The following is a 12,818-nucleotide window of genomic DNA, read 5'->3' as shown; positions in this document are numbered from 1 at the left end:
GCCGATTACCGGTGGCAACCCGGCAATCATTCAACAACTGCAAGCTGAATTGATGCGCAGCAATCAACAGGATATCGAGCAATTGCGTGACTTTAGTGAGACACGGGACCTCGCTGGCATTGCGCAGCTGGCTCACCGTTTGAGGGGTAGCGCGGCATTAATGTGCAATGATTATCTGCTTGAGTTGTGCAAGGAACTGGAGCATGGCTGCCGAACCGGCGCCGAGGACGTACCGGCGCAGGTCAGGCAGGTGAAGAAGGAGTTACGGCGTATTCAACACATGCTCGAACCCTAGGCAGAAAGCGACTACGCCAAGCCATTGCGCTTGGCCAGCTCACCCAGAGCAATCAGGTTTTCTACACTCAGCTTGCGTTGAAGTCGAATTTTGTACGTGCTCACAGTCTTGTGATTGATCATCAACTCATCGGCGATGGCCTGATTGCCCATGCCGCGAGCCAGCAGCTTCAACACGGTGATCTCACGATCGGACAATTGTGCAATCAGCAGGCTTTCCTCGCTGGCGGCCTGGGTATTGTCGCGTAACTGGTGAATGGTGTTGGCCGGAAAATAGCTGTAACCCGACAACACGGCCTTCACCGCACCGACCAGTTCGTCCAGGTTGTCATCCTTGCAGACAAAACCCGCTGCACCAGCCTGCAACGAACGCATAGCGAAGTTTCGAGTGTCGCCGGAGGTAAGGATCAGCACTCGGGTAGAAATACCGATAGCTTTGAGGTGCGCAATGACTGACAGGCCGTCCATTCTCGGGATGCTCAAGTCAAGAACGATCATGTCCGGGAGCAGTTTGCGGATGACTTCTACCGCATCTACACCGTTGTCGACCTCGGCGACAATCGAATGCCCTTCCTGCTCGAGCATCACGCGCACAGCCATGCGCATCAGGGGGTGGTCGTCGACGATGACTATGGTGCCCATGATTAATTATTCCTGAAGTTCGATTTGAGTAGCGATGACGGTATCGTCTATGCAAGGGAACAACTGAGCAGCTAATCGCAACCCAAAGTATTCGAAGCAATCTGCGTTTTGCGGCATGACGTACCGAGAAACGCATAAGTTATTGCGAACACTCGGCAACCTGCTGTTGAGGCGCCGTCGCCGAGGACGCTAGCAAGAGGCGGCAATCATACTCAACTTATTCGCAGCGCAAACCGCAAGAATCTCTATGCCACCATAGATATATCCTTTGCGCAGGCAGGATAATTCCTACAACAGTATAGTTGACCAGAAAGCTTTCTTGGCGTCAGACGCTGTTTGTGCCCTCTCTCTACTGAACACATCTTCCAACCAATCGAACCAAAGATAATCGGTAAAATCATGCTATCGGGTCCGCGCGCACCATCTGACTGCACGCGGCCCCCGTTTATCTACACGCCTGTAAACCAGCTCAGCGGTGCACGCGCCTGCATCGTGATGGTTTTTATCTGTGTATAAGCATTCAGCGTCTCCCGACAAAACTCACGGCCTATACCACTGTTTTTATACCCGCCAAACGCCGTCCCATCGGTAATGTTCGAGTAGCGATTGATCCACACCGACCCAGCCTCCAGCCGCGCAGCGGTCTCCATAGCGTGCTGCAGGTTGCTTGTGTAGATCCCGGCGGCCAAACCGTATTCAGTTCCATTGGCCTGGGCGATCATCGTTTCATAGTCGTCCCACACGATCAGCGAAAGCACCGGGCCAAAAATCTCTTCCTGACAGATGCTCATATCGTTACGTGCCAGTAATAACGTTGGTTGTATGAAGTAACCGTGCTCGCAACCTGGAACCGATGCTCGACCACCACCTGCGAGCAGTTTGGCGCCCTCCTCCAGGCCCATGATGATGTAGCTCAACACGCGCTCACCTTGTTGCGCATTGACCAAGCAACTGACCCGTGATTCTTCAGCCAAGGGTGATCCGACTCTCACGCGCTTGAACGCGGCTATCAGTTTTTCCTGAAACTGTTCGGCAATCGATGCATGCACGAACAAACGCGTGCCCGCCAGGCACGACTGCCCATTGTTATGAATGGCGGCGAAGGTGGTGTTGTCGACCACCGCATCGATGTCGTCGATGTCCGGAAACACGATATTGGCGCTCTTGCCACCCAGTTCGAGTGTTGAGGGCACAAGACGTCGGGCTGCGACACCTGCTACCGTACGGCCGACTTCGGTACTGCCGGTGAACGATAGCTTCCTGATCAAAGGATGCTCGCTCAACGCTGCACCGACGATGTCACCCCGCCCAGTGACCATGTTCACCACACCGGCGGGAAAGATCTTCTGGATCAGCTTGCCCAACTCCAGCGTCGACAACGAAGCATTTTCATCAGGCTTGAGCACGACGGTATTACCGGCGACCAGTGCCGGTGCGAGCTTGAACGCGGCCATGATCGCCGGCGCGTTCCAGGGAATGATCTGCCCGCATACGCCCAAAGGCTCACGCTTGGCGATGGCGTAACCACCGTCGATTTCCCGACCAGTGTCTTCATGAGCCATGATCACCGAGGCGAAATAGCGATAGTGTCGGACGGCGGTCAGGTAATCCTTGCGTACTTCGCTGATGCAGCGCCCCACGTCATGGGCATCGATCATGGCCAGGCGTTCGCTGTGCTCTTCGATCTCGTCAGCCAGCAGGTTCATCAGGCGCGCGCGCATTTGCTGACCCAGGGCACGCCAGGCGGGAAACGCTGCATGCGCAGCCTTTACAGCGCGATCGACATCCTTGGCGTCACAATAGCGGATGTAGGCTAAGTGCCTGCCCGTGGCAGGGTCGACCGCAGCAAAAGAGCGCGCTTTATCGTCAGTTTCAAACACCCCATTTATCAGTGGGCCATAAGACTTATCGAAATTGATTTGCATGGTGTACCTCATATTTAAACGTGAAATCTGGATGAGCTCTGTTATAAAATCCCGATTACTTTATTTTCCGTCCACCCAGGTGATATATGGATCCTCTGTCCGACGTTCTTTCCTTGCTGAGAATCCGTAATTACCACTCAGCCACGCTCTCCTTGGGCGGTGATTGGGCCTTCACTTTCCCTGAACGTGAGGGCATCAAGTTCACCGCGGTGGTCAAGGGCAGTTGCTGGTTGCAAGTGGATGGCGAACAGCAGCCGCAGCGCCTGCACCAGGGTGATTGTTTCCTGATGACCCGTGGCATGCCTTTTTCGCTCTACAGTGATATGTCCCAGCCGGTGATGAACTCCGACGGTCACTTTCAAACCCTAGCGGCGGACGAACTGGCCTTGCATTACGGCGGCAATGACACGCAGTTGGTCGGTGGCCGCTTTGACTTCAGCGGCGTGCCTACCCAGTTACTGCTCAGCAGCCTGCCCTCGCTGGTTCACGTGCAGGCCAATGAGCCCCAGGCATCGCTCCTACGCTGGGCGCTTGAGCGCTTCACCTCGGAGCTGCAGCAGAAGCGCCCAGGCCGCTCGCTGATGAACGAACACTTGGCGCACCTGATGCTGGTCGAAGTTTTGCGCACTCACTTGGCGACCCTGGAAAGCAGCGGCATCGGCTGGTTTTACGGCCTGGCCGACCGCAACCTCAGTGTTGCCCTTAGCGCGATGCACGCCGACCCGGCCCATCGCTGGAGCGTCCAGGAACTGGCGCAACTGGCAACCATGTCGCGCTCGGCCTTCGCGCTGCGCTTCAAACAGGTGGTCGGCGCAGCACCCATGGAGTATCTGACGTACTGGCGCATGTTGCTGGCCAGTGATCGGTTGAAGAACTCCGATGACTCGGTGTCCACCATCGCGTTCTCATTGGGTTATGAGTCCGAAAGCGCATTCAGCACGGCATTCAAGCGCGTCATGTTGCAGTCGCCCCGCCACTATGTGCGCGAGCACGCCGCCCAGGTTTAGTGCAGGCCGCCGCCGATTATCAGGGTTTCACCGGTGATCCAGCCTGCATCCGACGACGCCAGGAAGGCGACGGCGGGTGCAATATCCTCGGGCTGACCGATGCGCCCCAGCGGTGTAATAGCTTCAATTTTTTGCCGGAACGCCTCTTCGAAAAAGCCACTGGCGTGCACACCCTCGGTGACAACCAGTCCGGGATTCACTGAGTTGACACGGATATTTCTGGGCCCCAATTCATTGGCCAGGGTACGGGTGATGGCGTCAACCGCAGCCTTGGAGGCGGTGTACACCGCCGAATTGGCCGGTGTGAACGAGGTGACGCTGGAGCTGATGTTGACGATGCTGCCGCCCTTAGGGTTGAACACTTCAACTGCTGCCTGGGTACACTGGATCAGTCCCAGGACGTTGAGGTTGAACTGGCGATGAAACTCCGCCTCAGTAATGTCGGCCAAGGCGCTGGTCGAGTAGACACCGGCATTGTTGACCAAAATATCGAGGTGACCATGCTCATGCACGATGGTCTTGAACAGCACCTTGAGGTCGGCGCTGTTGGAGACATCTGCCTGCACTGCATGTGCCCTGGCGCCGGTTTGCAGGATATGTTCAACCACCCGGTCAGCGTCCTCGCGGCTGTTGGCGTAGTTAACGATGACGGTGGCGCCATCCTGGGCCAATTGTTTGGCAATGGCCGCGCCAATGCCCTTGGAAGCGCCGGTCACCAGCGCGACTTTCTTGTGCAACCTTTTCATGTTCACTTCCTCACTATTGCTGGTTGAAACTCAGTGAATCCAGCTTAAGGGGATGCCGTGAACCGGTTAATAGCCAATGCTCCAGAAAAGCTTAGTAATCGTCCTGCCTTCATCACGATCGCCCGCGCCATAAGAATATGCAAAAGCAGATCAGTGAAAGCAGCAATGGGATTGCCAGGATGTTGAGCGCCTTGAGCAGCAGGCCTAGATGCTCAACCTGAAGGGTCAGTTCTCGTGCTACAAGGCGCATCTGCATTTCAACGCCCGCTTTTTCAGCGTTAAATTGTGCAAGGGCGGTTTGCTGTTCCGCCGTCAGAGGCATATCTCGCCCCTGCTCTGCGGCCAAAGGCGCGAGATGTTTTTCAGCTTCATCGAGCTTTCCCTGCAGCTCACCGCTCATGCTGCGATAACGCTCGCGGAATTGCTGCTGCAACTCTTCGACCACAGTGAACGTTCGGCTGTAATGTCCCCGTGAGCGTAAGCTGATCAAGGCATCCGACCCGGACAGGCTGTCCAGCGCATTGAGCACCAGCACCGCATTGTCAGCCCATGGCACCGTGACTGCACGATCCCCTTGCTGCTGCACATCCGCCCACAGGTTGTCGCTCAATACGTCTGTGTCTGCCACCACCACGACGTTGATATTCTGCGCCTCGGTAAGCGCTCCGGGAGAGTCCAGAAAAGCCGAGCGTGCCGCCCCCTGCAGGCGTACCGCAATCAGATAACGCTCGCCTGTAGCCTTGAAGCTCTTGGACAGCGCGTCGGGACTTTCCAGATGATTCAGAAGCGCCGTCTTGTAGGGCATGGCCTGCTCCGAACTGTGCAGCAGCGGTGTCAGAGTAGTTGTTGCACCCGGCACGGCGCTCAAGATACCGGCGGTTGTGAGGTTAAGGCTGCCAATACCAGCAGTAATCACATCCTTTTCATTCATCGCAGAGGGTGACAGCCCCAGGGCGGTCGGTTGCCAGACCGGCTCTGCGCCTTGGGCCATTGCCACAAACTGACCGTAGCGGCCGTCGCCCAACATGCGATCAGGTAGAAGCTTGATGCCCCACGCCTTGAACAAAAGCGCGAGGTCGGAAGACTTGTCTTTGCTGGGTATCCCAAAATAATAATCGCCGCGATCCTGCTCACTATAGGGGTCGACGAACACCAGCAAACGCCCGCCGCGCAGCACAAACTGACCAATGGCGCGCAGCGTGGGCGCAGATAAGTGCTTGGGATGCACGAGCATCAGGACATTGAGTGCACTGTCGATGGTGTCGACATCGGACGCCAGCTCGCGCACTTCAAACGCATTGTCGATCTCCTGCATGATCCGCCAAGGCTGTCGCGTTCGCCCCGACTGCACATCGAAGCCACCTGCCAACGGCAACGAAGACATCAGGCCAATCACTGGCCGCGCAGACCGAGTCAACGTCTGCAATGTGCGGCTGATGTCGTACTCAAGGAACGTTTGTTGTTCAAGCGCAAAGAAACCGATGCTGGCGTGGTGCTCCTGTGCGTCGACGATGGTCAAACCAAAGTAAACCGCCGCACCCGCCTTGCCGATGGGGGCTGGTTGCAAACCAAGCTCGACTGCGCGGGCTTCGTCCGCTGAAAACGGAGCAGGGTCAATAACGTGCACCCGTAGTCGGCCATTTGACACACGCTCATATTCACGCAGCAATGCTTTGATACGCACCGCGTAACCGCGCATGACCGTAAGGTCCCTGGCGGCCTGGCTGGAAAAGTAGAAGTACAGATCGGCGGGTTCCAACACGGCCTGAATGATCTGACGCGACCCCGGGCTGAGGGTGTAAAGCTGCTGCTCGGTAAGGTCCAACCGCATGGACGCCATACGTGGTGCCAACTCGAAGTTGACCGCCACGAACCCAGCGATAATGACCACGAGGCGCAAGCAGGTACGTGTCATCGATTTGAATGACATGGCGTCACACTGCCTTTTTCAATTCAACCGCAATCACGGTAGCGGCGAGCCAGCCTATGATCTGGCTGAAAAAATACAACACGTCCTGTGGGTCGATCACACCTCGGCATAGTCCCTCGAAATGTGTGAGGAAACTCAACGAAGCCACGCCATCGAGCCAGGGCAAACTTGACCAACCATGCAAGACATCCAATACCACCGGGAAGCCACAGGCCATGAATGCCAGACATAGCGCCATTGCGGTAAGGAAGGCAATCAGTGGGTTCTTGGTCAATGCCGACAGGCACCCGCCAATGGCCAGGCAACTGCCAGCCAGTAACCAACTGGCCAGATAGCCACAAAGGATGACGCCGTTGTCCGGCGCCCCCAGGTAGTTGACTGTAATCACCAGTGGAAACGTCAACGCCAGCGCCAACCCGCTGACCACCCAGGCGGCGAGGAACTTGGCTACAACCGCTTCAGCCGTACCCACCGCCAGGCACATCAACAACTCGATTGATCCGCTCTGCCGCTCGATGGACCACATGCGCATGGCAAGGGTCGGCAGCAGCAACGCATATAGCCACGGCAGATAGTCGAAGAACGGTGCCAGGTCGGCCTGGTTACGCTGGTAGAAGTCGCCCAGGTAAAAAGTGTTGATACCGCTGAGCAGCAGTAGCAAGAGGGTAAACACATACGCGACGGGAGTGAGGAAATAACTGCACAGTTCGCGCTTGAACACCGGCCAGAACGTCCTCATGGTTGTTGCTCCCGGGTCAGCAGCCGGAAGACCTCCCCCAGAGAGCCTCGCTCGACTTCCTGGCGTGGCACATCCCAGCCGCGACTCACAATCAGCGAATTGATAGCCGGTAATATCACCGCTCCAGCGCGTGCCAGCACCCGCACGCTATAGGGTTCAGGCCCCGCCTCTATGCCTGAAACGCCTGGCAGCATGCCCAGTGTCATTACATCCAGAGGCCGGGTGGCGTACAACGTCACTGCCTGGTGATAGCGCGAACGACTTTCCAATTCCAGCGGGGTGCTGTCGACCAACAGCCGACCTTTATCCATAACCAGCACGCGGCTGCACAATGCGGTGACCTCTTCGAGGATGTGGGTAGAAATGATGACGATTTTGTCGCGGGCCAACTCCTTGATTTGCTCGCGCACGCGGTACTTCTGATTCGGGTCCAGACCATCGGTGGGTTCGTCGAGGATCAGTATCTTGGGGTCATGCAAAATCGCTTGCGCCAATCCGACACGGCGCTGGAACCCCTTGGACAGGGTGTCGATGGTCTGGCCGCGTACCTCCATCAGCTCGAATTGCTCAAGCATGGCCGTGACCCGCAACGTCTTTTCGCGTCCACGCAAGCCACGTACTTGAGCAATAAAGCCCAAAAAACTCGCGACGGACATTTCGTTATAGCAAGCCGCTGTTTCAGGAACGTAGCCGATCAGACGTTGAGCGTGGCGCGTCTGACGGCGTATATCAAAACCAAAGAGGTTGGCGGTGCCTGAGGTGGGCGACACGAACCCAGTGAGCATACGTAGGGTGGTGGACTTTCCCGCGCCGTTGGGGCCGAGCATCCCCAGCACCTCACCCGAGATGGCCTTGAAAGACACATCGTCTACTGCCAGGACTTTGCCGAAACGTTTGGTCAAATGCGTTATATCAATCATGGTTGCCCAGTTACCTGCTCAGACGCGGCGAAGCGTCTGAGAGTGCACGCTTCGTTTCGCGACGCACCTTATCGATAGGGTACGGATCCTGAAACCTCATCAGCGGTGAATCCGATTGTTCCTTGGCGCGAATCGAACTGTCCATTGGCGAGTAGGATTTATCTGACAACGCTATTGGGTCCAGTTGGCTATTCTGCTCACCTCACCGCCACCCCCTTCAGCCTCACGGAGCCGGATTGCTCATGTTATTGCGAACGCTTGAAATACCAGATGCCCATGGTCAATTGCTCAACGCCGTGGTCCTGTGCGGTTTCACCGCGACCAGTCTCAACCAGCAGTTCCTGGTTTATAGCCTCAATGAAAAATCGGGCGATGAACTGGTAAGGATTTACCTGACGTATCTTGAAGGTGAGTATCAGAGGCTGCGCATGCGCGATGCTCCGCCCGAGACACTTACGACGGCAGCTCAAGTACTCAAAGATGTTTTGCGCGATGCGTGCGCGAGTGACCCAAGACAAACCGAAGATACTTATGCGTTGATGGACCTGTCCGACAGCGTCATTGAGTGCAGCCCTGTAGATACGCATTACAGCTTGAAAATCAGTGACGCGTGGCTCATGAGTCTCTTGCATTACGACCCACAGTCCAAGGCCAGTCCCCTGCCCCTGCAATCGCAGCAGACTGGCAATTGCGCACCTACAGCAACACGCGTGACGAGCAGTTTGACGGGTGAGTCGGTGAAGACATGCGACGTACAAACCACTTCGTCCAAAATTGATGCGAACCTGAAATCACTTGTCGCCAGCATTACCAACCATAAGGAAATATTGCTGGGCAAGTATGTACGACTGGATGAGCGTCAACGCGAACTCGAACAGCGCGAACAGCAGTTAATGAACCGTGAGCTTGTATTAAACCAGCGTGAGGACGAACTAATGACCAGTATCAGTTCCTTACACGCAGCTGAAATACAACTCGATGCACTGCTCGACAACTGAAACAGCAGCGAGGCAACTGACGTGGCACGACTGCCTGGATGAGCTGTTGCGCATGGCTGGTGCCCAGCGGCAAACCACGCACCTGAACAGCTAACGCCAGCCTAGGACGAAGGACAACCTAACATCGTGTCCGGGATTAGTTGACCGCTAAAATATGATCCGGCACGTCGATACATGTATCAAGAGGAAACTTTGCAAACAAATTCGCAAAAACGATCGAAGAGAAAGTCTGAAATTTCCTTAAGTATGTGCCAACTATATGATAGCAGCGCCGGTGCGGCCGGAGCATAATGCCGCCTTACATTATAGCAGGTGCTTAGCCTTCCCAAGCTATCGCACGCCAACACCCAAACATCATAATCGAGATTCTAGTATGCCCCCGAATATGTTACTGGCCAAGCAGCTCGCTGCAGCTCTCCTTTTATTATTTCCTACAATTACTTTTGCAGTGTGTACATATGATCCCCCTAGCGGTAGTACAAACTTAATACGGATCAATATACCAGAAACTATAACGCTTCCGCGAGACCTCGCTTCAGGCACGGTCCTTTTTGAATCCCCCGTATTCACACAGAACGCAAGCGCTAGGTTCACATGTTCAACTGCGGCATCTTTTGGCGTAAAAAATAACTTAGGAAGCGCCGGACTAAACACTACGGAGTTCCCTATCGACAATACTGGGCTTTCTTGGGTAGTTGTTCGACAGGAACGCTTAGCGCAGTCGTACGGCTCTGTGACTCTCAAGCCTGGCACTTATTATGATAATTTCGGATCGCGCACACAAATTCGCATTATAAAAAGCGGAAATATAACTCAGGGGGCGACTATTCCCGCAGGTGAATTCGGCAGCCTGGTGAGCGATGCATTGGTGTTGGATAGTTACATCTCAAACAAAATCACCCATATAGTTGCCAGCGCCTGCGAAACACGCAACGTCAATGTAAAAATGGGCCAACACCGCTTAGAGGATTTTTCTAAAGATAGCTCTGCCGCGTCAACGGCAATCCCTTTTAGTCTTGAGCTTTTTAACTGTCCGACAGGTATTAATAGCGTTACATATACACTTACCCCTACATCGTCCTCGCCCTCATTGAGCGACGACCAAGGTCTAATCAGTCTCACTCAAGCCTCTACGGCTAAAGGTATAGGCTTGCAAATAACTGATGGCAATCTAAAGCCTGTTCCATTGAACAAGGCAATAGCTTTCAACGAATACTCAACCAAAGGTGGAAATTTTACCATTCCTGTGAGCGCTCGCTATGCGCTACAGGCTACTGGAACAGGAGTGGTTCCAGGTACAGCGAATGCCGAAATCACATTCACCATGAATTATAATTGATCTAACGATCACTTTTTATATTGAGCGGCAAACCTAAACTGCATGAATTCCGAAAAGTTTCCGGCGACCACTATCTGGCCCCTCAGGCGTGCGACGCGTCTTTGTTTGGGCGACTCAGCTAGCTCTCTGCTACCGCACATAGCCCCTTCTACTACTCGCCTGGGTCCGACAGTCCCACACGCAGCAATTTGCTGGTTGAGCGCTGTCCAAGTTGCACACACCCATCATTCAGTGATCGCAGGTCTCGAAGTAAATCAGCCCAATGCCGCCTGACTCAAGGCGGCGGGGCCACGTTTATACCTCGGCAAACGCTTGCTCCTCCCGCCGGACAAACGCCGCTAGCGCCTCAACGTTACGCTTTAGCCGCTGTTGCACCACCGCGGTCTCCAGATCAGGGCATACCTCAATCAAGCGCTTGCCCTTACCAGCGGCCAACGCCTTGGCGTCCGGCCAAGTCCTGGGCAATGACTTCAAAAAAAATTCAAGCATACGTTCGGGCACTTGGATCTCATCCACACCGAGGCCCTCGGGCGCCACGGACACTTGAAACACTACGGGTTTCAGCATCCCAAACTTTTACCTACTTGCCTACTAAGCCCTCGTAGAAACAACGATGGCTAACTCAGATCTGCTCACTTCACTGCTATCAAAGCTCTACGATAACCAACTGGCCCTAGGGATGGTGTGTAAGCGAACAGCCAACACACGTACAGCGCCCCCCCCAAAAAAATTAAGAGCGATGGTGCCCCTTGGCTGTCGCCAACACAGCCTGCGTTTGGGCTAGGCGAACAGGGTCCAACTGCCAGTAGGCACCCTTAATCCGCGATTTACCTGCCAATCGCGCAAACGCTGGCACCGTCGGAATGGTGGGCGCATCGTAAGCGGCCAGCATCGCAATACGCTCCCGCTGAATATCCAAAACCGTCTGCTCCGCTTCCTTGACCACGCCCTCCTCCTCCGCGACTTCACACGTCGCAACAACCAACTCGAACAGCGAGCGCAGCATCTACTCCTCCGCGAACAGGCACTAAACCAGCGTGAGGATGAATTACTGGCCAGCATCAGTTCCTTACAGGCAGCAGAAGAACAACTCGATGCACTTCTCGACAGATGAAAATTCCAGCAAGACAACAAAGCGTATTGGTTATTTAAAGAATCGACATCCGTCACCTGCTGTATTCCATCAAGGAAAAGTAAAGGTAAACTCCGCCGCTCCATTCGCGGCGCCCGCTTTCAACGTCTCATCATGCCCCTGGCGAACGTAATGTGCGCTCAACGGTATTTTGGCTCCATCACCAGCCCGTTTCATCGGATAAGCAGCGCCGTCATAACGAACCACCTGATGCGTCAACTCATTGATCATGACTATCCCAAAACCCTGGGCACTGGTCGCAGAGGGTTCAAGAGTCAGTATCGTGGGGTCCGCAGGCGGCCCGTACTTGTCAGTGAATGTAATCTCTGGCTTGGCGTTGGCCGCGCATTGGCTCAACTCGATGGCGAAGTGCACAGGCATTGAAGTCGCACCCACCTGAGGAAAATCGTTCAGGCTCATGCGCCCCAGTTGCACCGGTATCGTCTGGTAGGTTTGCACGTCACAGGTATTTGGAATTTCAATCGGGCCACCATTCCCCATATTGATAGCAGCGGGCCCCATCAGCAGGTAAGGCGCGCGACAGATGCCAATCGGTATGTTGTCTGTAGGTACCTCCACACTACTGCCAAAAGCAGCTTTGCCCCTGGGTAGATCCACCGCATAAAGCATGAGTTGAGAACTGCCGGCAACGCGATCGACGATCAGTTTTCCGGCAGGAAGTTGGCTGGATGCGACCGTTAGAATCAACTGTTGCATGTAGTTGGTAACCATCGTTGAACCACGCGTTTGCGCTGCGGACGAATCATATTGAACGCGCTCTTTCTCCATCGCGATCGGCAGTGGCGTTTGCAGCAGCGGTCGACGTTGACCGTCCGATGAGTTCACATATATTTTCAGGCCAATGCCGTCAATGTTGGTGGGGGCAATTCCGTCTGTCAGCGGTGTACCGGGTCCCCAATAGGCCATAGAAACCAACTCATGGGCAATGCCGGCAGCCGGGGCAAAGTTGTAGTTGGCATTCAGCGCTACAGCGCGCTCCCATAACACCGAGCCAATGGGCGTATTACTCGTCAAAGGTGTCACTTGTGACCACGGCCTGCCCATACCGTTGCTGAATGTGCAAGACGTCGCAACACTGTCGACCAACGTCCCGGCTTCAGCCGCCACGCCATATATAAACAGCCA

Annotated in this window: 13 protein-coding genes; 4 read left to right on the top strand and 9 right to left on the bottom strand. The window is 54.9% G+C overall.

Annotated features, from left to right (window positions below; genetic code table 11):
• Nucleotides 1–295, top strand: a 295-nt coding sequence (locus FEM54_RS11040) for an Hpt domain-containing protein (protein ID WP_138450861.1), incomplete at its 5' end; no start/stop codon positions are given.
• Nucleotides 296–306: 11 nt separating this feature from the next.
• Here the strand turns inward: FEM54_RS11040 and FEM54_RS11035 are convergent.
• On the bottom strand, nucleotides 307–936 hold the full coding sequence (locus tag FEM54_RS11035) for a response regulator transcription factor (RefSeq protein WP_138450859.1): 630 nt from the start codon (nucleotides 934–936) through the stop codon (nucleotides 307–309).
• A 449-nt stretch (nucleotides 937–1,385) separates the two neighbouring features.
• Nucleotides 1,386–2,861 (bottom strand): aldehyde dehydrogenase family protein, encoded by a 1,476-nt coding sequence (locus tag FEM54_RS11030; RefSeq protein WP_138450857.1) that lies wholly within the window; start codon nucleotides 2,859–2,861, stop codon nucleotides 1,386–1,388.
• A gap of 86 nt (nucleotides 2,862–2,947) precedes the next feature.
• On the opposite strand from FEM54_RS11030, the gene FEM54_RS11025 reads away from it, so the two are divergent.
• Nucleotides 2,948–3,868 carry an AraC family transcriptional regulator gene (locus FEM54_RS11025; protein WP_138450855.1) on the top strand — a complete coding sequence of 307 codons (921 nt, stop codon included), beginning with the start codon at nucleotides 2,948–2,950 and terminating at the stop codon, nucleotides 3,866–3,868.
• Here FEM54_RS11025 and FEM54_RS11020 read toward each other — a convergent pair.
• The 4 genes from FEM54_RS11020 to FEM54_RS11005 all read right to left on the bottom strand — a co-directional run bounded on the left by FEM54_RS11020 (nucleotide 3,865) and on the right by FEM54_RS11005 (nucleotide 8,203).
• Nucleotides 3,865–4,614, bottom strand: a complete 750-nt coding sequence (locus FEM54_RS11020; RefSeq protein WP_104912356.1) for an SDR family NAD(P)-dependent oxidoreductase — start codon at nucleotides 4,612–4,614, stop codon at nucleotides 3,865–3,867. The two genes, FEM54_RS11025 and FEM54_RS11020, sit on opposite strands and share 4 nt — an antisense overlap.
• Before the next feature lie 112 nt (nucleotides 4,615–4,726).
• Nucleotides 4,727–6,544 (bottom strand): Gldg family protein, encoded by a 1,818-nt coding sequence (locus FEM54_RS11015; protein WP_138450854.1) that lies wholly within the window; start codon nucleotides 6,542–6,544, stop codon nucleotides 4,727–4,729.
• A 4-nt stretch (nucleotides 6,545–6,548) separates the two neighbouring features.
• On the bottom strand, nucleotides 6,549–7,283 hold the full coding sequence (locus tag FEM54_RS11010) for an ABC-2 transporter permease (RefSeq protein ID WP_133714342.1): 735 nt from the start codon (nucleotides 7,281–7,283) through the stop codon (nucleotides 6,549–6,551).
• Nucleotides 7,280–8,203: an ABC transporter ATP-binding protein gene (locus FEM54_RS11005; RefSeq protein WP_138450851.1), complete on the bottom strand. Its 924-nt coding sequence runs from the start codon at nucleotides 8,201–8,203 to the stop codon at nucleotides 7,280–7,282. Before FEM54_RS11005 ends, FEM54_RS11010 begins: the two co-directional genes overlap by 4 nt.
• A gap of 236 nt (nucleotides 8,204–8,439) precedes the next feature.
• Here FEM54_RS11005 and FEM54_RS11000 point away from each other — a divergent pair, with 236 nt between their 5' ends.
• Entirely contained in the window at nucleotides 8,440–9,201 is a 762-nt protein-coding gene (locus tag FEM54_RS11000) for a hypothetical protein (RefSeq protein ID WP_138450849.1), read from the top strand.
• A gap of 733 nt (nucleotides 9,202–9,934) precedes the next feature.
• Nucleotides 9,935–10,540: a fimbrial protein gene (locus FEM54_RS33900; protein ID WP_171045821.1), complete on the top strand. Its 606-nt coding sequence runs from the start codon at nucleotides 9,935–9,937 to the stop codon at nucleotides 10,538–10,540.
• A 294-nt stretch (nucleotides 10,541–10,834) separates the two neighbouring features.
• Here FEM54_RS33900 and FEM54_RS10990 read toward each other — a convergent pair whose 3' ends face one another.
• The 3 genes from FEM54_RS10990 to FEM54_RS10980 form a co-directional block, all read right to left on the bottom strand.
• The gene (locus tag FEM54_RS10990) at nucleotides 10,835–11,107 is read right to left on the bottom strand and encodes a hypothetical protein (RefSeq protein WP_104912350.1); all 273 of its coding nucleotides are present in this window, start codon (nucleotides 11,105–11,107) and stop codon (nucleotides 10,835–10,837) included.
• Nucleotides 11,108–11,270: 163 nt separating this feature from the next.
• Nucleotides 11,271–11,546: a hypothetical protein gene (locus tag FEM54_RS10985; RefSeq protein WP_177410417.1), complete on the bottom strand. Its 276-nt coding sequence runs from the start codon at nucleotides 11,544–11,546 to the stop codon at nucleotides 11,271–11,273.
• Nucleotides 11,547–11,723: 177 nt separating this feature from the next.
• On the bottom strand, nucleotides 11,724–12,818 hold a 1,095-nt coding region (locus tag FEM54_RS10980), incomplete at its 5' end, for a fimbrial protein (RefSeq protein WP_240792730.1).

Source organism: Pseudomonas edaphica, from assembly GCF_005863185.1.
GTDB lineage: Bacteria > Pseudomonadota > Gammaproteobacteria > Pseudomonadales > Pseudomonadaceae > Aquipseudomonas > Aquipseudomonas edaphica.
This window is presented reverse-complemented; position numbering and strand designations above follow the sequence as displayed.

Coding starts and splice junctions, on each gene's coding strand:
- FEM54_RS11015 (WP_138450854.1), bottom strand. CDS start 6,544: ATGTCATTCAAATCGATGACACGTACCTGCTTGCGCCTCGTGGTCATT.
- FEM54_RS11005 (WP_138450851.1), bottom strand. CDS start 8,203: ATGATTGATATAACGCATTTGACCAAACGTTTCGGCAAAGTCCTGGCA.
- FEM54_RS11025 (WP_138450855.1), top strand. CDS start 2,948: ATGGATCCTCTGTCCGACGTTCTTTCCTTGCTGAGAATCCGTAATTAC.
- FEM54_RS11035 (WP_138450859.1), bottom strand. CDS start 936: ATGGGCACCATAGTCATCGTCGACGACCACCCCCTGATGCGCATGGCT.
- FEM54_RS11030 (WP_138450857.1), bottom strand. CDS start 2,861: ATGCAAATCAATTTCGATAAGTCTTATGGCCCACTGATAAATGGGGTG.
- FEM54_RS11020 (WP_104912356.1), bottom strand. CDS start 4,614: ATGAAAAGGTTGCACAAGAAAGTCGCGCTGGTGACCGGCGCTTCCAAG.
- FEM54_RS10990 (WP_104912350.1), bottom strand. CDS start 11,107: ATGCTGAAACCCGTAGTGTTTCAAGTGTCCGTGGCGCCCGAGGGCCTC.
- FEM54_RS10985 (WP_177410417.1), bottom strand. CDS start 11,546: ATGCTGCGCTCGCTGTTCGAGTTGGTTGTTGCGACGTGTGAAGTCGCG.
- FEM54_RS11010 (WP_133714342.1), bottom strand. CDS start 7,283: ATGAGGACGTTCTGGCCGGTGTTCAAGCGCGAACTGTGCAGTTATTTC.